The organism is Acinetobacter sp. BD54 (genome assembly GCF_044778325.1).
Lineage (GTDB): Bacteria > Pseudomonadota > Gammaproteobacteria > Pseudomonadales > Moraxellaceae > Acinetobacter > Acinetobacter baumannii.
Genome location: NZ_JANJEP010000007.1, coordinates 28,032 through 49,541 on the forward strand (window position 1 = coordinate 28,032; position 21,510 = coordinate 49,541).

Genomic DNA, 21,510 nt, shown 5'->3' on the forward strand with positions numbered 1-21,510 from the left:
TACTGAATATTTGGATCCAAAAAATCAACTAAAATTATAAATTGATTATTAAAACATCTATAAACATATAAATTATATAAGTATAAAATTATTAAAAACATAAAATTAGATTGTTTGAATATTTTTATGGATCCACAATAAAAAATCTATTATGATCGATTCCAGAGCATTTTTTAGCCAAAAAAGCTCTGTTCATTTCTATGAAATGCAAGATGCATTTATAAAACTTCAAAGGATTGTTGTTATGAAACTCAAAAGAGTAAGCCAGCTTACATTGGGACTTTTTTTTGCCAGCCAATTGTTTTACACAACGCAAGCAGCATCTCCAAAAAATCAGCCACTACCCAACATCATGATTATTTTGGCCGATGATCTTGGATTTTCAGACATTAGTGCCTATGGCAGTGAGATTAAAACACCTCATATTGACAGCCTGTTAAAGCAAGGAAAAATGCTTTTCAATTTTCATGCTTCATCAATGTGTTCACCTACTCGTGCACAGCTTATGACAGGTGCAGATAACCACTTGGTAGGTTTAGGTGCCATGTATGAAACTTCTAAACGACAAGAAAAATTGGTTGGAGCCAATAGCCCACGTGCACTCCTTAAAATTGATGGATATTCAGGACACCTAACGCAAAATGCGTATACACTCGCAGAAATTTTAAAAACACAAGATTATTACACCTTTATGGTCGGTAAATGGCATTTAGGCTATGCTCCCGACCAAAACCCTAAAGCCCGTGGTTTTGATCAATCTTTTGCTCTACTCGATGGCTTCGATTTACATTTTAAAGACCAACCTAAAAACTATCCGCGCAATACTCAATACACAGAAAATGGTCAAAAGGTCACACTGCCTGACAACTACTATTCGACCGACTTTTTTACACAAAAAGCTTTTGAGTACTTAGACAAAAATAAAGCGCAAAAACCATTTTTTGCCTACCTCGCCTATACAGCTCCACACTGGCCGATACAGGCACCTGCTCACTATAGAGATTTATATAAAGGTAAATACGATCAAGGCTACGATGCAATTCGTAAACAACGCTTTGAGAGACAAAAGCAATTAGGATTAATTCCTACAAATGCAGAATACCCAGTCGAACGTGGTAACCAAGCTTTAGGCACCAAAAGCTGGAATGAACTCACCCCACAAGAGCGCAAATATGAAGCGCGTAAAATGGAAGTTTATGCTGGCATGGTCACTCAGTTAGATGATCGAGTGGGCGATGTTATTCAATATCTTAAAAAGCATCATTTATATGACAACACTTTGATAGTGTTTATGTCAGATAACGGCGCTGAAGGTGGTGATCATAATTTCCCAATGGGTGATGCCGACAATCGCTATGAAAATATAGGTAACGCCAGCTCATATGTTTACATGGGACCACGCTGGGCCGAAGTGAGCAGCACACCATTTACCCACTGGAAGTCAGCTGCTTCAGAAGGTGGAGTACGTGTTCCATTTATTGTTAAATCGCCTGTACAAATTTCTAAACAACGTGGAATTAATAATAACTTTGCGACAGTCAGAGATATATTCCCAACCGTTATGGAACTAGCGGGTATTCAAAATAATCAAATCTATCCAACTTCAAGCACTAAAATTAAACCGTCTGGTTTTAGCCTAATTCCTGCTTTTAAGGATAATACTGCCCGTATTCGCCCTGTTAATTATTATGACTTTAAAGAATTGCATGGCAGCCGCTACGCCAAAACTGACGAATGGAAACTTGTTGAAAACTCACCTTCTAAATTTAAAAGCCACGGTTGGGAACTCTACAATTTAAAAACAGATTTTAATGAGCAACATAATGTTTATGCAGAACATCCTGAGATCGTCAAAGTCTTAAATAATAAATATTTAAGATATGCCGATGAAAATGGTGTTGTGGATTTTGAGCAATACAATAAAAAGTAGAGAAAACCAGATGAAACAAATCATGATGCTTTCATCGTTTCTCTTACTTGGTGCATGCCAAAAAACCACGCCTCAACTAGAACAGACCACCTTGCCCGACTTAGGCAGCAAAGCTAAATGTAATTCTTATTCGGGCCTTCCTTCGGGTTGGCCTAAAAACAAAGAAGCCGGCATGGTCAAGCTTCCGCAAGGAAAAATTGTTTTAGGCACCACACAAGGTTATGAAGATGAACGCCCATTAAACTTACAGGCAACTTCCGTTCCCGCTTTTTTAATTGATGCAACTGAAGTCACCAATGCCCAATTTCAAGAGTTTGTTAAACAAACGGGTTATGTCACCGATGCAGAAAAGCAAGGCGGTGCGGCCATGTTTGTACAACCTGAGCATCCAGTTGAAGAATTACAGTGGTGGAAATTTGGAAAAGGTGCCAACTGGAAACATCCTTGGGGATTAAACAACCCTAAACAACCTGCACCTCATGAACCTGTACGTATGGTGACATGGAATGATGCTTATGCTTATGCAAACTGGCTCGGTCATGACTTACCGTCTGAGCTTGAGTGGGAGTATGCAGCCAAAGGTTTTCAGCAAAACTCCGACATTGGCCCCACCCATGAAGGCCATATTGTAGCCAACTTCTGGCAAGGTGAATTTCCATACAAAAATGTTCAGGAAGATGGTTTTAAGGATGTGGCCCCTGTTGGTTGTTTTAGCAAAAACCCATTTGGCTTATACGACTTGATTGGCAATGTATGGGAATGGACGCAAACACCCTATACAGGTCCAAGAGATCATCATATGGGAGATCCATCGAAATATCGGCAAAGTCACGAACAGATTTTGCAATACACGATTAAAGGTGGATCTTATTTATGCGCTACCAACTATTGCGCGCGTTATCGTGCTGCCGCGAGGCATCCACAAGAACTCGACCTTGCCACCAGTCATGTCGGATTTAGAACAGTAAAACGCTTTTAAACGGATTTAAAAATGAAGCATATTTTTATTTATGGGATTTTCTTCTCAGGGACGACCCTTGCCTGCTGTTTAGCTCATAGTGCAGTCGATGTTAATTTTCAAAATACACTCACACTAAAAACATTCAACTTCGACAGACAATATGAAAATGGGACCAGCCCCGATACTCATAGCTTGAGCCAAGGCCTGATCTATCGTGGCGACTGGTCAACCAAACTTAATGAGGTTCAGCTACACCTCAATCCAAGCATTCAATATGCTTATCGCCTAAGTAGCGACCAACACACCAATGATATGGTCATACCCTTTGACCCTAATACCAAGAAACAAGCACAAGACCAAGTTAAATATGGCTTAGGTGCTGGAATTGAATATCAAAACTTTCGCATGAATGTAGGTGAAATTATTCCCGACTCACCACTTACCCCACAAGTCGACACACATCAATTACGAGTGAACTACAAAGGCTTGGAATTAAAATATAAGACACCGCAACAAAATTTCGAGCTGGGTTTGATTAACCGTTATTCACCCAAAAATGAGGAGGACTACCACAAACTCGCCATATCAAAACATGAATCTGACGGACTCTATTTCTTTCAATGGGATGGCAAAACACCACGGTACCACTGGAAATTTTATAATGGTTACTTAACAGATCTCATCAATCAAAGTTACCTTGCTTTTGATTATCAATGGACAAAGCAGCACACTACAAAATTACGTGTGTTTCGCCACGACGATGTCGGTAAATCAAAGCTTGGTGAATATGACAATACATCCATAGGCGCTATGCATTTCATCAAACATGGCAACTTTACAACCGGAATTGGCTATCAAGAAAACTTTGGCAAAGATGGCATCCCAAAACTCGACAATATGCCCATCCCGCATATGGTGAACTGGACCTTAGGCGCGTTTACCAAAGCAGATGAAAAGTCTTATCATTTCGTTGCCTCGTATGACTTTAAAGACTATATCAAGGGTTTAAAAATCACCTATAAATATATTTATGGCGATTCATTTAAGACCATGAACCAAAAGGATTTTGAGCAAGAAAGTGACGTGTTGATTCAATACGACCTAAATGCTTGGATTAAAAATCTTAAGTTTCTTTTCTTAAATATTAACTACGACACCAAACATGGCAAAAGTCTGGATGAACAGCGCATGATGCTTCATTACACTTTTAATTTCTAAATTTTCACGCCCCATAATGGCTATAATTACAGCCATTATGGATCCAAATAAACCAATAAAAAATTTCACCACAAAATTCCAAAGAAACGTAGAAGTCCTTAACAACAGTTAAAAACAGACAAATCAACCAACTTTAAAGAACAATATTTTTGAATAAATATACTGCTTATCAATTGACCAATATTTTTATTTATTATAAATTGGATCCAATAAGTGATAAGGAGTCGTCACAAATGTTTATTAAAAATGCTTGGTATGTCGCTTGCCGTCCAGAAGAAATCCAAGATAAACCATTAGGTCGCACCATCTGTGGTGAAAAAATCGTTTTTTATCGTGGTAAAGAAAACCAAGTTGCAGCCGTTGAAGATTTTTGTCCGCATCGAGGTGCCCCACTCTCACTTGGCTATGTCGAAGATGGCAACCTTGTCTGTGGTTATCATGGCTTAGTCATGGGTTGTGATGGAAAGACTGTTTCAATGCCAGCCCAACGTGTAAATGGTTTCCCTTGCAACAAAGCATATGCAGTTGTTGAAAAGTTCGGCTTTATTTGGGTATGGCCAGGTGAAAAGGCTTTAGCAGATGAAGCAAAACTCCCAACTTTAGAATGGGCAGATCATCCTGAATGGAGCTATGGCGGAGGCTTGTTTCACATTCAGTGCGACTATCGCCTAATGATCGACAATCTAATGGATTTAACCCATGAGACCTATGTTCACTCAAGCAGTATTGGGCAAAAAGAAATTGATGAAGCCCTGCCAGTGACTAAAGTTGACGGTGACCATGTCATTACCGAACGCTATATGGAAAATGTGATCGCACCTCCATTTTGGCAAATGGCCCTTCGCGGCAATCATTTAGCAGATGATGTACCTGTCGACCGTTGGCAACGTTGCCACTTCTTTGCGCCAAGTAATGTCCACATTGAAGTAGGTGTAGCGCATGCTGGACATGGCGGTTATCACGCACCGAAAGACAAAAAAGTGTCCTCAATCGTGGTCGATTTTATTACACCGGAAACTGAAACATCACATTGGTATTTCTGGGGAATGGCACGTAACTTCCAGCCAGATAATGCTGAACTCACCGATCAAATTCGTGAAGGCCAAGGCAAAATCTTTACTGAAGATTTAGAAATGCTGGAGCAACAGCAGCAAAACATTTTAAACAATCCACATCGCAAGTTACTGATGCTCAACATCGACGCAGGCGGTGTCCAGTCTCGTAAGGTCATTGACCGACTACTTGCCGAAGAAAATAAAACACCTCCTGAAACGTCCACACAGAAGTTTCCAAACATTCGGATTATTTAAAGGAGCATGAACATGGACGTTATTATTCAAAAAATTCACCAGCTCACCCCGACCATTCGTGCTTTTGAATTGGTTGCAGCAAATGGTACGGAGCTGCCGAGTTTTGAAGCAGGTGCACATATTGATGTGCATCTAAAAAACGGCCTCACCCGTCAGTATTCACTTTCAAACTGCTGCACTGAAAAACATCGTTATGTCATTGGTGTTTTACATGATGCCAATTCACGCGGTGGTTCACGTTGTATCCATACTGAATATCGTGAAGGCGACCATTTAAAGATTGGTGAACCGCGTAATTTATTTGAGATTCACCCACAAACCAAACAGGCGGTTTTATTTGCAGGCGGTATTGGGATTACCCCTATTTTGTCGATGGCGTATCGGCTTAAGTCGGCCAATATTCCTTTTGAATTGCACTACTTCGTTCGTAGTCATGAAATGATTGCCTTCTATGGCAATTTAACCGAGCACTTTGGTGACCAAGTCCATTTTCACATTCAAGATCAATCAGACACCGAATGTAATATGGTAGAGGCTTTGGGCCAAGCTTCACCTGATAAACATTTATATGTGTGTGGGCCTACAGGGTTTATGCAGTTTGTCATGAACGCGGCCGAACAAGCAGGTTGGCATAGCGAACAGTTACATCAAGAGCATTTTGTCGCGCAAAAAGTAGATACGTCCAACAATGAAGCTTTTACAATTGAAGTGAAAGGTACAGGCCGCCGAATTGAAGTATTGCCAGAGCAGACTGCTACTGAAGCATTAATTGCGAATGGTTTTGATATTCCTGTTTCATGTGAACAAGGCATTTGCGGCACATGTATTACCCGTGTTGTAGAAGGTATACCTGATCATCGCGATTTATTTATGACCGATGAGGAACATGCACTAAATGACCAATTTACGCCTTGTTGTTCTCGTGCAAAAACTAAACATCTTGTAATTGAGCTTTAACTCGAGAGTTCCTTTATTCAAAAATAAAGGAACTTCTTTTACCTTAAGCGCTGAGAACATTTCTTAGGGTTTCACCTAAAATCACCACACTACTGTGCTCACGCATTAAAGTTTCAGCACGCCCTGCCTGACGATTTACCAATGCATCGAAAATCGAACAATGCTGTAAATGCGCATAGTGCAAACGGCGATATTCCGATAAAGCTTGGTTCTGGTCATAGGTAATGGCTTGGGCAGAAGCCATTGGCAATTGGTTGTTTTTTGCTAAGGCTTGGATGAGCGCAACGTTTTGCGCCCCCTCAATAATGGTGTCATGAAAGATGACATTAAAATGGTGATAACGTTCTAGCTCAGCATCACCAAACTCGTCTTTTTCATTAAAGAGTTTTTCAGTTTCCTGAATGCAATGTTGCAAGGTCTTTTTCTGATCTTCGCTTAAGCCTTGTTCGGCCAAAGTTTTCGCAGCCAACCCTTCAAGCACACCGCGCACTTCAAGTGCGTCATGCACCAGTTTTCCGGAAATTTCACGAACCGTGTAACCACGAGTTGGGTTTTTAATGAGGAGACCTTCTTGTTCGAGCAACCGAAAGGCTATACGAACAGGCTGGCGTGAAACACCAAGTAACTCGGCAGTAGGAATCTCGGCAATTCTGGCACCGCCTTCAAGTTCCCCTGAAATAATCATTTTTCTTAGTTTTAGTAAAACTTGTTGTCCTGAAGACATTCGTTGCCACACATCATCAAAAACGTCACTTCGATGCTAGCAAGTTCATTTGCAAAATGAAATCAATTTTCTGTGTGAATCAGTACTTAGCAATTTAACTCAACCTAAACAAACACACTTATTTAAAATTTTTAAGATTATTGACCATAATATCGAGATTATTGCGAATTAAATAAGCCAAGTTAATATCAATGCCTTCAAGCATTTTTTCTTCGACTTTTAAAACCACTTCATTGCATTTGTTTAACTTTTCAATCCCGCTTTCGGTCAGGGTAATTAAAATACGGCGGCCATGTGTCGGGTCCGGTTTTTTCTCAATCCAGCCATTCACCAGTAAATCTTGCAAGATTTTATTGGCAGATTGGGGCTTTATGAAAGAACGCTCAGCAAGCTTGGCATTGGATAAATTACTTTTTGAAGCTAAAACAGAAAGTGCGGTAAATTGCGGTAAGGTAATTTCAAGCTCTTTTAAATGTTCTGTTAAATGTTTACTAATAATTCGGTCAACACGAGCAATCATGTAACTTAACTTAGGCTCATCTTCTACTTTTTTTTGAACTAAATTCGAACGTACCATAACCTTTCAATCATCATAAGAAAATCTGTAGTGAAAGTATGAGGTTCTAACCCCATACTTTCGTTAAAACTTAGCGAGCACCTGAGCTTTGTACTAAATGTACAGGCTGTTTAGGTTTTTTGACAAGAAGTAATGCAGAGATCGCTGCAATTAAGATCACTGGAATACTTGAACCAATCACGATGGTCGAGCTTTGTCCAAGCGAGAGTAAAAACCCTGCCATTAAAGGCCCTGCAAACGAACCAATACGCCCGATTGCAACCGCAGCGCCAACTCCGGTTCCACGCATTTCGGTTGGATAATACATGGCAGCCAAACCATACAACGCTGATTGCCCACCCACAATGAATAAGCCACAACCCACTGCCGAAAGTGCAAGTAAAGCAACGGTTGGAGAAATTGCTAAACAGCATAGTGAGAATAAAATGCCGAGATAAATTAGCTTAATCACAAAGCTCATGCGTAATTTATCAAGCAATACGCCCATGAGAATCGAACCTAAAATTCCGCCAACGTTATAGCCCATCTGTACATAGTTCGCCTGTAGTTTTGATAGGCCCTGCGCACCCATCAGCAATGGCAACCAGTTCAACAAGAAGTACAACACCACCAATGTGCAGAAAAAACTTATCCAAAGTTGAATGGTTGACATACGACGCTCTTTGGCAAATAAAACCTCAAAGAATGGCGTAGTTTGCTGTGCTTGAACTTTGCGTTGCAGGTAGTCATTTGACTCAGGTAAAAAGCGCATAATCAGTGGGATTAGTAAAATAGGCGCAATCCCCCCGATATAGAAAATATGACGCCACTCTGCATCGCCTGCCAATGACATGGCAACGACGGAAGTGAGTAAGCCACCAAAAGGAATGCCGCTATACATCACACTAACTGCAGTGCCTTTGTGCTGGTCAGGTACAGCTTCAGAGGCAAGTGTAATCATCATGGGTAATGCCCCACCCATTCCTAAACCTGTACAAAAACGAATGAGTAATAGCAAACTAAAGTTAGCAGCATAAGCCGTTAGCAAAGACATAATTCCAAAAAGTAAAATACTAAAAATCAGAATTTTCTTACGCCCGACAATATCAGCAAACCGACCGCCTAATATTGCACCTGGTAACGTCCCTAAAATTGCAGCACTAAATGCCCATGCCATCTGGGCATTGTCTAACATAAACTCAGCCCGCATTCGTGGAGCGGCTACCCCCATTGATTGAAGATCAAAGCCTTCAAAAATCGCTATGGCAAAGCACAGTAGCAACGTGATTTTTGCCCTTGAAGGCTGTCCTGATATTTTTTCCATTGTGTTGTCCTTTATTGACTAGTCGTTCCATTTAGCCCTTTGTGTATTATTTTTAAACACACCAAAAATATCAGTTAAACTTATTAAAAAATCAACATATTTTTATTTAAAATTAATTTTTAAAATAATTAATATTTAAAATACAACAAATTATAAAATATTTGTGAAATTTTCCAAAAAAGACTTGAATGTAAGTTTAACTGATATTAGATTAAATCCCAGAACAGCAAGAAATCATTCAAGGAGTATGAAGATGAGTTATGAAAACCGCTGGGAAACAGTAGATGTTAAAGTTGAAGATGGAATTGCATGGGTCACTTTAAACCGCCCTGAAAAGAAAAATGCCATGAGCCCAACCCTCAATCGTGAAATGATTGATGTGCTTGAAACCCTTGAGCTTGATCAAAATGCTAAAGTTTTGGTTCTGACTGGTGCAGGCGACTCTTGGACAGCGGGTATGGATTTGAAGGAATATTTCCGTGAAGTCGATACTCAACCAGAGATTTTCCAAGAGCGTATTCGTCGTGACTCATGTCGTTGGCAGTGGCAACTTCTTCGTATGTATTCAAAACCAACCATTGCTATGGTCAATGGCTGGTGCTTTGGAGGCGGTTTCTCACCTTTAGTGGCATGTGACCTAGCAATTGCAGCAGATGAAGCAACTTTCGGTTTATCTGAAATTAACTGGGGTATCCCACCGGGCAACCTTGTAAGCAAAGCCATGGCAGATACGGTAGGTCATCGTGCATCTTTGTATTACATCATGACGGGTAAAACTTTTAGCGGTAAAGAAGCTGAAACGATGGGCCTTGTGAACAAAAGCGTACCGCTTGCCCAATTAAAAGCAGAAGTAACTGAGCTTGCAAATTGCTTACTTGAGAAAAACCCAGTAGTTCTTCGTACAGCTAAAAATGGCTTTAAGCGTTGCCGCGAACTGACATGGGACCAAAACGAAGACTACTTATATGCCAAGCTTGATCAATGTATCCACCGCGATACTGAAAATGGTCGCCAAGAAGGTTTGAAACAATTCTTAGATGAAAAATCAATTAAACCGGGTTTACAGAGTTATAAACGTACTGGTTAACTTTTGATTCTTTAATGGCAATGTAAGGACGCAACCCATGCAAAATGTACAGTTACTTATTCACGGTCAATCTGTTGATGCATCAAATCAGGCAACTTTTGAGCGTATTAGTCCAATTGATGGAACGGTAGCAACTAAAGCTGCTGCTGCAACACTCGAAGATGTTGATCGTGCCATCGATTCAGCGCAGCAAGCTTTTAAAGTATGGTCGAAACTCTCGCCTACCGAGCGCCGTTTACGCTTATTAAAAGCAGCCGATTTAATGGACCAAAAGACCGAGCAATTCATTGAAACTGGAATGCAAGAAACAGGTTCAACTGCGACATGGTATGGGTTTAACGTTCACCTTGCTGCCAACATGTTACGTGAAGCAGCAGCAATGACCACACAAATTGACGGAAGCCTGATTCCGTCAGATGTGCCGGGCAATCTTGCAATGGGTGTACGGGTTCCTTGTGGTGTGATTGTAGGAATTGCACCTTGGAACGCCCCTGTCATTTTGGCAACACGTGCGCTTGCCATGCCTTTGGCTTGTGGAAACACGGTTGTGTTAAAAGCCTCAGAAGCCTGCCCAGCAACACATCGTCTCATTGGTGAAGTGTTACATGAAGCGGGTCTTGGTGAAGGTGTGGTAAATGTAATTACGCATGCCGCCGAAGATGCACCACAAATCGTAGAGCGTTTAGTGTCTCATCCAGCCGTGAAGCGCATTAATTTTACCGGTTCAACCAAAGTCGGCAAAATTATTGCCGAGACTGCTGCTAAATATTTAAAACCTGTTTTACTTGAACTCGGTGGTAAAGCCCCTGTTGTGGTTTTAAATGAAGCTGACATTAATGAAGCCGTAAATGCAGTCGCTTTTGGAGCGTTCTTTAATCAGGGTCAAATTTGTATGTCGACCGAACGTGTTTTGGTTCAAGATAAAATTGCCGACCAGTTTATTGAAAAGTTGATTGAGAAAACCCGTTCTATTCAGGCAGGTAATCCAACCTCAAAAGACAATGTATTGGGTGTTTTAGAAAGTCGCCGCGCTGCAAACCGTATTCAGCATTTGCTAGAAGATGCCCAAAACAAAGGTGCTGACTTACCTTTAGGCATTCATATTGAAGACACCACCATGCAACCGACGCTGGTACTCAATATTAAACCAGACATGCTGCTTTACCGCGAAGAATCATTTGGACCTGTATGCACAGTTCAACGTTTTTCAAGTATTGAAGAAGGCATAGCACTGGCAAATGACAGCGAGTTTGGTCTGTCTTCGGCAGTGTTTAGCCAGAATATTTCACAGGCATTAGAAGTCGCTAAACAGATTGATTCGGGTATTTGTCATATTAACGGCGCAACCGTACATGACGAAGCTCAAATGCCATTTGGCGGAACAAAATCGAGTGGTTACGGACGATTTGGTAGTAAAGCATCTATTGCCGAGTTTACCGATTTACGCTGGGTTACCATTCAAACCCAATCACGTCATTACCCGATTTAGTCAGGCTAATACGAAGACAAACAGATTAAATAAAAATTGCATGATGCAAAAAAAAATAAAGCGCAGTGATGCGCTTTCCATGGAGTGAAAGAAATGCAAATGAATGCCACTCAATCACAAGACCGCGAACGGTTCGTAAAATTAGGGCAACACGATATTCATTATCACTATAAAGATCAAACGCTCTATATCAGCCCAAAAGAGCAATTAAAACCGTATCCACAAAAACTGACAGATCGGTTAATTCATTTTGCACAAACCAAGCCCGACCATATTTTTGCAGCAAAACGTAATGCTCAAGGCGAATGGGTCAAACTGAGTTATGCAGAAGTTCTACAACGCGCATGGCACATTGCTCAGGCTTTGCATGACCGTAATTTAAGCCAAGAACGACCACTCGTTATTTTAAGTGGTAATGATCTTGAGCATTTAACACTCTCTATGGGTGCCATGTTGGCAGGTGTGCCTTTCTCTGCTATTTCCCCTGCCTACTCTCTGATTTCTCAAGACTTTGGCAAACTTAAACATGTGTTTGAAGTGCTCACACCTGGTATGGTTTATGCCAGCGATGGACAAGCCTTTACTAAAGCCATTCAAGCGTGTATTACACCTGATATTGAAGTGGTAACCAATAAAGGGATTGTAGGCGATCAGATCTGCACGTCTTTTCAATCACTGTTAGATACGTCAGTTACAAATGTTCAAGAGTTTTACCAAACCCTTGATGAAAACCAGATTGCCAAATTTCTATTTACATCAGGTTCAACCAAATTGCCTAAAGCTGTGCCGACCACACATTTAATGTTGTGTGTTAATCAGCAAATGTTATTGCAGACTTTCCCTGAGTTTGAAGAAACGCCGCCTGTCCTACTCGACTGGTTGTCTTGGCACCACACATTTGGCGGCAGTCACAATGTCGGCATCGCACTCTATAACGGCGGTACCATTTACATTGATGATGGCAAACCCGTTGCAGGAAAATTTGACGAAACCATTCGTAATCTCAAAGAAATTTCTCCAACCGTTTATTTAAATGTGCCAAAAGGTTGGGAAGAACTCACCGAAGCGTTAGAAAAAGATGAAGAATTAAGAGACCGCTTTTTTGCCAAAGTTAAAATTCTATTCTTTGCCGGTGCTGCACTTTCAGAAGCGGGCTGGAACAGACTCGATAAAATTGCCCAGCAACATTGCGGAGAAAAAATCCGTATTATGAGCGGATTGGGCATGACTGAAACAGCACCATCTTGTGCTTTTACAACTGGCCCACGCGTGATGGCTGGCTTTATTGGTTACCCTGCTCCGGGATGTGAAATTAAGCTAGTGCCATGTGGTGACAAACTTGAGTTTTGCGTTCGTGGCAAACACGTCATGAGAGGCTATTGGCGCTTAAAAGCAGACCAGCAAAGCACTATTTTTGACGATGAAGGCTTTTTCCATACAGGCGATGCCGTTCGTTTGGTCGATGTCAATGATCCAACTAAAGGCCTAATGTACGACGGACGAATTGCCGAAGACTTTAAACTCAATACGGGTACTTTTGTGAATGTCGGCACACTACGCAACAAAGTGCTTATTCAAGGTAATTTACTGATTCAAGATGTCTGCATTACAGGTTCAAACCTAAATGCGGTTGGCTTTTTGATTTTTCCAAAACTAGATGCTTGTGCTCAATATGCAGGTCTTAAGCTTGGTGAACATTCTGCAACAGAGATATTACAGCATCCTAAAGTCCAGCAATGGTTCCGCCAATTTTTAACGACCTTTAATAAAGATGCGACTGGTAGTTCAAGTACAGTCTCCATGCTTTATTTAATGACCGAGCCCCCTCAACTCGATGCAGGCGAAGTGACCGATAAAGGCAACCTTAATCAAAGCAGTATTACGAAACGTCGTACCGCTTTAATTGATGAGCTTTATCAAAAGCAGACTGATAACCCACTGATTATTCGGGTGCCCACCTTAAAACAATAAGCAATTGAAATAAAAAAGGAAGCTCAAACTTCGGTTTGGGCCTTAGCCTCACTTTTGCCAAAAAAGGTTCAACATGCCACACGATACAGAATTTGAACTATTTCAGGACAGCTATCGCAGGTTCTTAAAAGAACAGGTTGCTCCCTACTACGAACAATGGGAACACGATGGTCTTATCCCACGTGATCTATGGCTTCGTCTTGGGGAAAATGGTTTTTTGTGTGTTGATGTGCCTGAGGAATATGGCGGCTATGGCGCTCCTGTTCATTACTCCCTCATGCTGGTTCAAGAAACTGCTCAAGCGGGCTTTGCGTCTTTAGCTGTTGCCATTGGTGGGCAAAATGAATTGGTTTCTCCTTACCTGCAAAATATCGGATCCGAAGAGCAAAAACGCTATTGGTTACCGAAAATGGTGACAGGGGAAGTCGTCACTGCAATTGCCATGACAGAGGCCAATGCAGGTTCAGACTTACAGGCTATACGCACTCAAGCCATTTTAGAAAATGACCACTATCGTGTGAATGGTTCAAAAACGTTTATTTCAAATGGATTACATGCCGACCTGATTGTTTTGGTGGCAAAAACTGCCCCTCAAGCTAAAGCAAAAGGCATTTCAATATTATTAGTTGATGCTGCTTTAGACGGCATTAAAAAAGGTCGCTCTTTACAAAAAATTGGGCTACATGCTCAAGATACAGCCGAACTATTTTTTGATGATGTTTATGTGCCTGCAACTCAGCGTCTGGGGGAAGAAGGACAAGGCTTTGCTTATTTAATGCAAGAGTTACCTCGCGAACGTTTGAGTATTTCTATGATGGCTTTGGGGTCAATTTTAGGTGCCATAGAACTCACCAAAGACTACGTACTAGAGCGTAAAGCTTTCGGACAACCTTTAAGCCAAATGCAAAACACGCGCTTTGTACTCGCAAACGCGCAAATTAAAGCAAAAGCCGCTCAAGCTTTTGTAGACCAATGTGCAGCGCTGTATCAACAACACCAGTTAAGCGTCACTCAAGTTGCCGCACTGAAATGCTTTATTACCGATGTCCAATGTGAAGTGATTGACCAATTACTTCAGCTTTTTGGCGGCTACGGCTACATGCAGGAATACCCGATTTCACGTTTTTTTGTGGATGCGCGGGTACAAAAAATTTATGGGGGAACCAATGAAATTATGAAGGAAATCGTCGCCCGAGAACTGCTCGGAAAATAATTCGATTTAAAAACCAAACAAGGCAGACACAACAACTATGCCTTGTTGAAAACAAAAAATGATATTTCAGGAAGAAATGCTATGTCGAAATTATGGATGTACTCTACACTCATGCTCTCAAGTTCAGTGTGGGCTGGCAGTTTTATTGATAACAGTTCAGTAGAACTCACCACACGAAATTTCTATTTTGACCGCGACTACCAAGAGCAATCTGCTTACCCTGCTGCCAAGGACTGGACACAAGGGTTTATTCTTAAAGCCAATTCAGGTTATACCGAAGGGACTGTCGGTTTCGGGCTGGATGTGCTTGCAACGGCAGGCTTTAAACTCGATGCTGATGCAGAGCATGGCGGTACAGGAAACTTACCTAGAGACACGCGTACCAATGAACCTACTGACTCTTATGGCGAAATTGGGGTCACAGCAAAAGCCAAAATGAGCCAGACTGAGTTACGTATTGGTACGCTCATGCCAATGAACCCTGTTTTAGTGGCGTCACCTGCTCGTTTGCTTCCTCAAACTTATCGAGGAATTTCACTAACCAGTAAAGATATTAAAGACTTTGATTTACAGGCAGCCTATCTCGATAAAGTGAATCATCGGGATTCGACCAACTATGAAAAAATTAAAATTTCAGGCGTAAATGGACGATTTAAAAGTGCCGAAACTGATGGACTCTATTATTTAGGTGGAAACTATCAGTTTAATCCTGCACTCAAACTCACCGCTTTTTATATGGATGTTGATGATCTTTATAACCAAACCATGGTCGGTGCATTACACCAATACAAAATTAATGACACTACTAATTTTAGCTCTCAATTACGTTACTACCGCAGCCGAGATGATGGACAAGCAAAAGCAGGCTTAGTCGATAATGACCTCTATCATGCGCATTTCGAACTCAAACATCAAAACCATAAATTTATTTTTGGGACTTTCCAACATCATGGCGACACCGCGTTTCCGTATTTAACGGGAGGTGAAACGGGTCTACTCATTGATACATGGCCGGGCGAGTTTTTAAACCCAAAAGAAAAAGCCTATAGCTTCCGTTATGAATATGACTTTAAAGATTATGTACCGGGTTTACGTTTTATGACTCGTTACACCACAGGTCACAATATTTATGCACCTAACTTAGGTGGGACCAATTTAAAAGAACGCGAAACAGACTTTGATTTAGGCTACACCGTTCAAAGTGGCTGGTTAAAAAATCTAGGGCTACGCGCGCGCTACGCCATTTATGACAACAACATGCTCTCTACAGCCAATATCAAACCTGTAAACGAAACCCGTATCAACATCGACTACACATGGAAATTTAAATAATTAAAACCAGAGGTTCTGTCACACATAGAACCTCTTTTTATCTCGGGATAATTCATCATGAAGAAAGTTGTAACACTACTCTGCGGAATTTGTCTCATTGGCCTAACTCATGCCGAAACTCAATATAACCCACCACCTATTCAGCTTGAGCCTTTAGCAAAATTTAGTGTTGATTTAAATGCTCCTGTTTGGGAGTTAGGTACCACCAGTGATGCAGGTAAACGCCGAATTATTCCCATTACAGGTGGGACATTCGAAGGTAAATCCCTTAAGGGCCGCATTTTAAATAATGGCGCAGATTGGCAAATTGTCGACAGTAAAGGGCTGGCCATTATTGATACACGATATTTGTTAGAAACCGATGACGGTGCACTCATTTATCTTCAAACCAAAGGTTACCGCCATGGCTCGGCAGAAACGCTAAAACAGCTTGCCCAAGGCAAAGATGTCGACCCGAAAAACTACTATTTCAAAATTACCATGCAGTTTGAAACCAGCTCACCAAAATATTCATGGCTCAATCAGACCGTTGCGGTAGGCAGTGCAATGCGCTTGGGTAAAGCAGTTATTTATGATGCCTATACCCTGAAATAATAATTTTTATAACACCTACAAAAAGGATGGAGCCTTCATTATGGATCAAAAAACTTTAGAACACTTACCGCCCATCCATCACCATTTGGGTGGACATAATATCCATTGGAATGACCAAAACACTGAACTTAACATCCACTACACGGCGCTAGAAAGCTTTACCAATCCACGCGGCACCGTTGAAGGCGGCATGATCTGCGCCATGCTTGACGATGTGATGGGACTTTTTGCATATCTCGCCAATGACCATAAACCCGCCACCACCATCAACTTAACGATGGATTTTTTAAGGCCCTGTGCTGTGGGCGAAGTCATTACAAAATGCCGATTCATTAAACAAGGCAAAACCGTACTGAATCTCGAAAGTGAAGCTTGGCAAAACAACAAAATGATTGCACGAAGCACAGCTAATTTTTTGGTTTTAGATTAATTGCAAACATTCATTCAATAAGGATATGAATAAATGAATTACACCAACAATAAACGAATTTTGACCCGCTCCGCTTTGGTGCTTGCCATACTTGGTTCTTTGGCAGGCTGTGGAAGTGATAATGATGACACAACGGTTCCGTCAACAACCAAACCACCGCAGTTGTCTCCTGCTGTTGGCGTAAAAATGACAGGAAGCTGTTCAGACTTACTCGAATTTCAGTACAACAATACCGTTATTAGCTCAGCTACCCTTCAAGAAGCAGGTACATTGACTGTCGCCAACAAACCGATTGGCGCACATTGTTTGGTCAAAGGTTATATGGATCAACGGGTAAGCCCTGTCGATGGACAAACTTATCAAATTGGTTTTGAAATGCGCTTACCAATAGACTGGAACGGCCGTTTCCTCTATCAAGGTAATGGCGGAACCGATGGTAATTTAGTTCCTGCAACAGGTCAGGTTGGTAGCGGTGGTCCGCTGACCAATGCCCTGCATGATGGTTTTGCTGTTATTTCCTCCGATGCCGGACATAACGCTTCACAAAATCCAATGTTTGGTTTAGACCCTCAAGCCAGAATTGACTATGGCTACGGTGCGATTACCAAACTCACGCCTATGGCAAAAAACCTAATTAAAACCGCATATGGTAAATTGCCAGACCGCTCCTATGCCGGCGGCACATCGAACGGTGGGCGTCATGCCATGATTGCTGCAACTCGTTTGGGTGACCAATATGATGGAATTTTAGCAAGTACACCGGGTTTTCATTTACCTCGTGCAGCCGCGGCTCAGCTCTACACAGCGCAGCAGCTTCGTCGTGTAGCAACAGATGAAAATGACCTAAGTACCGCTCTTACTCTTACGGAGCGTAAAGTTTTAGCAAAAGCGATTTTAGATCGATGCGATGCCTTAGACGGTATTGCAGATGGCTTGGTTCAAGATGTCGAGGCTTGCCGTACGGCTTTTGATATTCATAAGCATGTACCCGTTTGCTCAAGCACAAGAGATGGTACTTGTTTAAGCACCGAACAAATTGATGTATTAGCCAACATTTACCGTGGTCCTGTAAATTCGGCTGGACAAGCACTCTATGCAACCCAACCTTTCGACCCAGGTTTAGTCGGCAGTAACTGGGCAAGCTGGAAATTCGAATCTTCGGTGGGAACAGCGCGTGACCCAGTTGCTGTCGGCATTCTTTTTCAGGTTCCGCCAGACCCAACTGTGACTCAAAATTCTAGACAATTTGCCTTTAATTTTAACTTCGATACCGACTATCCAAAACTCTCGGCAACCAATGATGTTTATGCTGAAAGTTCGATGTCTTTCATGATGCCACCCGATGAACTCAATCTGGATAAACTCCGTAATCACGGTGGAAAAATGATTGTGGTACAAGGCACAGCAGATGGCGTTTTCTCTGTAGATGACACCCAAAATTGGTACGATCAACTGCTACAACACTATAAAAGTGATGCAAAAGGCACAGCACCTGAATTTGCGCGTTTCTTTAGAGTTCCGGGTATGAACCATACCCGTGATGGCATTGCGACTGACCAATTTGACGCATTGACTGCTTTAGTTAATTGGGTGGAATACGGGCAAGCACCTGACAAAATCATTGCAACTGCACGCGGTGCAGGTAACCCGAGTGGTCAAGTGAATACTGAACTTCCACAAGACTGGGCACCAGACCGCACCCGTCCACTTTGCCCTTATCCGCTGATTGCCCGTTACAATGGTCAAGGTGATAGCGAAAAAGCCGAAAACTTTAGCTGTAAATAGCGCCTTATAAAATTAAAAGAGAGCTAAACAGGCTCTCTTTTTTATCTTAATTTTAGCTCAAGCTTTACTGCTTAAACTTTTTAATACTTTTAGACAAATGAGCTCGCATCATTTGTCTAGCCAACAAACCATCCTGATCGACAATTGCGTTATAAATATTGACATGATCATGGTGAACCGCTTTTAAATATTCTTCGCGATTTTCAGGACTTTGCTCAATAGATTTAACACGTGCACGTGGAATAATTTTTTCGCCAAGATACTTTAAAAAATCAACGAAATATTGGTTTTCAGAAGCTTCAGCAATGGCAATATGGAAATCATAGTCAGCTTTTACCGTACCATCATTTGCATCTGAAGAAATATGTCGTTCAAAGTCTTCAAGCGCAGCTTTCATTTTATCAATATGGATTTGCTTACGGCGCTCAGATGCTAAAAAGACAGCTTCAGACTCAAGGCTAATCCTAAGCTCAAGCAAGGAAATAATGTCATTAATGGTTTCTAAACTGGCATTAGACAACAGAAAGTTTTGCTCAACGGTCTGCTCTTTGACAAAAGTACCAATCCCGTGACGAGTCTCGACAAATCCTAATGAACGCAACTCAGTAATTGCTTCGCGAATGACAGAACGGCTTACTTCAAAAGTTTCAATTAATTCAAGTTCGGTCGGGATCTTTTCTCCAACTTTAAATTCTCCAGACTGAATTTTTTCGATCAGTTGTTCTACAATAATCTGGCTTAGTTTTTTTGTTGATCTAGGTTTAATTGCGCTAGACATAATCTGAAGAACTCATGAAATGTTGAAAAAAATTATAAAATTCATTTTACTATAAACTTAGCCGATAGTCATATTCGGTTTTTAGACCCCTAAGTTATTAAAAATAAAATATTTTCTTTCACTTATTAAACCACTACTCATATTTAAAAAGTAAGCAATTTGTGCTTATTTAAATATTTAATAATTCTTTGAATAAGTTAAAAAATATGCAGCTCAATACTCTTGATTGAGCTGCACCATTTTTAAATTTGGGCCTGACTTAACTGCCCATTGACCAGACGAGTAATCTGTAGAGGATTACTGTCTTTTAATGCATCGGGTAATAATACTTGTGGCGTATTTTGGAAGCATACCGGGCGTAAGAAGCGCTCAATTGCTCCCGTACCTACCGAAGTGCCACGGGCATCACTGGTTGCAGGGAAAGGACCACCATGTACCATAGCATCCGATACCTCTACCCCTGTCGGGAAACCGTTAAACAATACACGGCCAGCTTTACGGGTTAACAAATCAAGAAGCTCGCCTGCCTTAGACAATTCGTTTTCATCACCAATAATGGTTGCTGTAAGCTGTCCACCTAAAGCCTCGATCCCTTTTAACAAAGTCGCTTCATCTTCGACCGCAATCACAATCGACATCGGTCCGAAAACTTCATGTTGTAGTTTTGGGTTGCCTGATAATAAAACAGATTGGTCCGCTTTAAACAGATGTGCTTTTGCTTGAGAAACCAACTCAGGTTCCTGACCCGATGCAATGACCTCAAAACCAGCTTCATTTATTAATGCATCAATACCAGTTCGATAGCTTTTTAAAGTACCTTCATTCAACATAACCTGAGGCACAGCTTTCTGCGTGTTTTCAGCTAAAGCTGTAATAAAGCGGTCAAACTCGGGGCCTTTTACACCTAAAATTAGACCGGGTTTTGTACAGAACTGGCCACACCCCATATTAAAAGAAGCAACCGTATCTTGTGCAATCTGTTCACCACGTGAATGAAGTGCTTCAGGTAAAACCACCACAGGGTTCACACTCGACATTTCAGCAAAAAATGGAATCGGCTGAAGGCGGCTCTGCGCAAGGTTATAAAGCGCCATTCCTCCTTCAAGTGAACCTGTAAAACCAGCTGCTTGAATGAGGGGATGTTCCACCAAGTTTGCACCAATACGGCCGCCAAAAATCATATTGAATGTGCCTTTAGGCATACCGCAAACTTCAATTGCTTTTTCAATGGCTTCTGCAACAAGCTCAGCAGTCGCCATATGGCCAGAGTGTGCTTTAAAGACAACCGGACACCCTGCTGCTAAAGCAGCTACGGTATCACCGCCTGCAGTTGAAAATGCAAGTGGGAAATTACTCGCGCCAAATACGGCAACTGGTCCTACCCCAACTTTATATTGACGCAAATCGACACGCGGCAAAGGCTTACGTTCTGGCAATGCCACATCAATACGAGCACCATAAAAATCGCCACGGCGTAAAAGTTCAGCAAATAGTCGAAGCTGACCAGTAACACGGCCTGTCTCTCCTTGAAGACGAGCAAGTGGTAAGCCTGTTTCAAGTGAAGCGACTTCTTGCAGGTTCGCACCTAATGCTTCAATTTGGCGAGCAATTTCCTCAAGAAAAGAGGCACGTTGCTCTTGAGAAGTTTGGCTATAAACTAAAAAAGCGTTATGCGCAGCTTGAGCAGCCTGATCTACTTCTTCAAGGGTCGCCTGACTAAATACATAACCTGTTGGCTGATAGTCTTTTGCACCTATACTTTCTAAAGCTGGCGCATTTACAGCAACGCGTTGACCATTAATAAACTGCCGACCGTTATTTTTACTCATTTTAAAGCTCCAATACCTAAAC

At 41.5% G+C, this 21,510-nt stretch carries 18 protein-coding genes; 13 read left to right on the forward strand and 5 right to left on the reverse strand.

All coding sequences use genetic code 11. The features are described 5' to 3' along the window. Nucleotides 1-244: 244 nt before the first annotated feature. The 5 genes from NQ782_RS12520 (at nt 245) to NQ782_RS12540 (ending at nt 6,376) form a co-directional block, all read left to right on the forward strand. On the forward strand, nt 245-1,930 hold the full coding sequence (locus NQ782_RS12520; protein WP_057093765.1) for an arylsulfatase: 1,686 nt from the start codon (nt 245-247) through the stop codon (nt 1,928-1,930). A 25-nt stretch (nt 1,931-1,955) separates the two neighbouring features. Beyond that, complete coding sequence (locus NQ782_RS12525; protein ID WP_086267446.1) at nt 1,956-2,909, forward strand: formylglycine-generating enzyme family protein; 954 nt, start codon at nt 1,956-1,958, stop codon at nt 2,907-2,909. Between the two features lie 12 nt (nt 2,910-2,921). Further along, a complete protein-coding gene (locus tag NQ782_RS12530) occupies nt 2,922-4,109 on the forward strand; it encodes an OprD family outer membrane porin (RefSeq protein ID WP_057093767.1) in 1,188 nt (395 codons plus the stop codon). Between the two features lie 233 nt (nt 4,110-4,342). After that, nucleotides 4,343-5,419: an aromatic ring-hydroxylating dioxygenase subunit alpha gene (locus tag NQ782_RS12535; RefSeq protein WP_000470071.1), complete on the forward strand. Its 1,077-nt coding sequence runs from the start codon at nt 4,343-4,345 to the stop codon at nt 5,417-5,419. 12 nt (nt 5,420-5,431) lie between these two features. After that, a complete protein-coding gene (locus tag NQ782_RS12540; protein ID WP_057093769.1) occupies nt 5,432-6,376 on the forward strand; it encodes a PDR/VanB family oxidoreductase in 945 nt (314 codons plus the stop codon). A 43-nt stretch (nt 6,377-6,419) separates the two neighbouring features. Here NQ782_RS12540 and NQ782_RS12545 read toward each other — a convergent pair whose 3' ends face one another. The 3 genes from NQ782_RS12545 to mhpT form a co-directional block, all read right to left on the reverse strand. Next, nucleotides 6,420-7,112 (reverse strand): GntR family transcriptional regulator, encoded by a 693-nt coding sequence (locus NQ782_RS12545; protein WP_081405555.1) that lies wholly within the window; start codon nt 7,110-7,112, stop codon nt 6,420-6,422. A 106-nt stretch (nt 7,113-7,218) separates the two neighbouring features. Continuing rightward, on the reverse strand, nt 7,219-7,677 hold the full coding sequence (locus NQ782_RS12550; RefSeq protein ID WP_000252463.1) for a MarR family winged helix-turn-helix transcriptional regulator: 459 nt from the start codon (nt 7,675-7,677) through the stop codon (nt 7,219-7,221). Nucleotides 7,678-7,747: 70 nt separating this feature from the next. Then, nucleotides 7,748-8,980: a 3-(3-hydroxy-phenyl)propionate transporter MhpT gene (mhpT, locus tag NQ782_RS12555; protein WP_000411715.1), complete on the reverse strand. Its 1,233-nt coding sequence runs from the start codon at nt 8,978-8,980 to the stop codon at nt 7,748-7,750. Between the two features lie 247 nt (nt 8,981-9,227). Between mhpT and NQ782_RS12560 the strand changes: the two genes are divergently transcribed. The 8 genes from NQ782_RS12560 to NQ782_RS12595 all read left to right on the forward strand — a co-directional run bounded on the left by NQ782_RS12560 (nt 9,228) and on the right by NQ782_RS12595 (nt 18,881). Further along, nucleotides 9,228-10,067: a p-hydroxycinnamoyl CoA hydratase/lyase gene (locus tag NQ782_RS12560; RefSeq protein ID WP_002040868.1), complete on the forward strand. Its 840-nt coding sequence runs from the start codon at nt 9,228-9,230 to the stop codon at nt 10,065-10,067. Nucleotides 10,068-10,104: 37 nt separating this feature from the next. Further along, nucleotides 10,105-11,556, forward strand: coding sequence for an aldehyde dehydrogenase (locus NQ782_RS12565; RefSeq protein ID WP_057092998.1), 1,452 nt, complete (start codon nt 10,105-10,107; stop codon nt 11,554-11,556). Nucleotides 11,557-11,640: 84 nt separating this feature from the next. Further along, complete coding sequence (locus NQ782_RS12570; RefSeq protein ID WP_171251900.1) at nt 11,641-13,527, forward strand: feruloyl-CoA synthase; 1,887 nt, start codon at nt 11,641-11,643, stop codon at nt 13,525-13,527. Nucleotides 13,528-13,600: 73 nt separating this feature from the next. Continuing rightward, a complete protein-coding gene (locus tag NQ782_RS12575; RefSeq protein WP_057093002.1) occupies nt 13,601-14,740 on the forward strand; it encodes an acyl-CoA dehydrogenase family protein in 1,140 nt (379 codons plus the stop codon). An 81-nt stretch (nt 14,741-14,821) separates the two neighbouring features. After that, on the forward strand, nt 14,822-16,072 hold the full coding sequence (locus NQ782_RS12580) for an OprD family porin (protein ID WP_057093003.1): 1,251 nt from the start codon (nt 14,822-14,824) through the stop codon (nt 16,070-16,072). Between the two features lie 57 nt (nt 16,073-16,129). After that, complete coding sequence (locus NQ782_RS12585; RefSeq protein ID WP_000758290.1) at nt 16,130-16,666, forward strand: DUF3237 domain-containing protein; 537 nt, start codon at nt 16,130-16,132, stop codon at nt 16,664-16,666. 40 nt (nt 16,667-16,706) lie between these two features. Further along, a complete protein-coding gene (locus tag NQ782_RS12590) occupies nt 16,707-17,096 on the forward strand; it encodes a PaaI family thioesterase (RefSeq protein ID WP_031966569.1) in 390 nt (129 codons plus the stop codon). 33 nt (nt 17,097-17,129) lie between these two features. After that, nucleotides 17,130-18,881 carry a tannase/feruloyl esterase family alpha/beta hydrolase gene (locus NQ782_RS12595; protein WP_057093005.1) on the forward strand — a complete coding sequence of 584 codons (1,752 nt, stop codon included), beginning with the start codon at nt 17,130-17,132 and terminating at the stop codon, nt 18,879-18,881. Between the two features lie 64 nt (nt 18,882-18,945). Here the strand turns inward: NQ782_RS12595 and NQ782_RS12600 are convergent, their stop codons facing one another. Further along, a complete protein-coding gene (locus NQ782_RS12600) occupies nt 18,946-19,659 on the reverse strand; it encodes a FadR/GntR family transcriptional regulator (RefSeq protein WP_000092890.1) in 714 nt (237 codons plus the stop codon). Between the two features lie 242 nt (nt 19,660-19,901). Beyond that, the gene (locus NQ782_RS12605) at nt 19,902-21,488 is read right to left on the reverse strand and encodes an aldehyde dehydrogenase (NADP(+)) (protein WP_057094656.1); all 1,587 of its coding nucleotides are present in this window, start codon (nt 21,486-21,488) and stop codon (nt 19,902-19,904) included. Nucleotides 21,489-21,510 lie beyond the last annotated feature (22 nt).

Coding starts and splice junctions, on each gene's coding strand:
- NQ782_RS12520 (WP_057093765.1), top strand. CDS start 245: ATGAAACTCAAAAGAGTAAGCCAGCTTACATTGGGACTTTTTTTTGCC.
- NQ782_RS12525 (WP_086267446.1), top strand. CDS start 1,956: ATGCTTTCATCGTTTCTCTTACTTGGTGCATGCCAAAAAACCACGCCT.
- NQ782_RS12530 (WP_057093767.1), top strand. CDS start 2,922: ATGAAGCATATTTTTATTTATGGGATTTTCTTCTCAGGGACGACCCTT.
- NQ782_RS12535 (WP_000470071.1), top strand. CDS start 4,343: ATGTTTATTAAAAATGCTTGGTATGTCGCTTGCCGTCCAGAAGAAATC.
- NQ782_RS12540 (WP_057093769.1), top strand. CDS start 5,432: ATGGACGTTATTATTCAAAAAATTCACCAGCTCACCCCGACCATTCGT.
- NQ782_RS12550 (WP_000252463.1), bottom strand. CDS start 7,677: ATGGTACGTTCGAATTTAGTTCAAAAAAAAGTAGAAGATGAGCCTAAG.
- mhpT (WP_000411715.1), bottom strand. CDS start 8,980: ATGGAAAAAATATCAGGACAGCCTTCAAGGGCAAAAATCACGTTGCTA.
- NQ782_RS12560 (WP_002040868.1), top strand. CDS start 9,228: ATGAAGATGAGTTATGAAAACCGCTGGGAAACAGTAGATGTTAAAGTT.
- NQ782_RS12565 (WP_057092998.1), top strand. CDS start 10,105: ATGCAAAATGTACAGTTACTTATTCACGGTCAATCTGTTGATGCATCA.
- NQ782_RS12575 (WP_057093002.1), top strand. CDS start 13,601: ATGCCACACGATACAGAATTTGAACTATTTCAGGACAGCTATCGCAGG.
- NQ782_RS12580 (WP_057093003.1), top strand. CDS start 14,822: ATGTCGAAATTATGGATGTACTCTACACTCATGCTCTCAAGTTCAGTG.
- NQ782_RS12585 (WP_000758290.1), top strand. CDS start 16,130: ATGAAGAAAGTTGTAACACTACTCTGCGGAATTTGTCTCATTGGCCTA.
- NQ782_RS12590 (WP_031966569.1), top strand. CDS start 16,707: ATGGATCAAAAAACTTTAGAACACTTACCGCCCATCCATCACCATTTG.
- NQ782_RS12595 (WP_057093005.1), top strand. CDS start 17,130: ATGAATTACACCAACAATAAACGAATTTTGACCCGCTCCGCTTTGGTG.
- NQ782_RS12600 (WP_000092890.1), bottom strand. CDS start 19,659: ATGTCTAGCGCAATTAAACCTAGATCAACAAAAAAACTAAGCCAGATT.
- NQ782_RS12605 (WP_057094656.1), bottom strand. CDS start 21,488: ATGAGTAAAAATAACGGTCGGCAGTTTATTAATGGTCAACGCGTTGCT.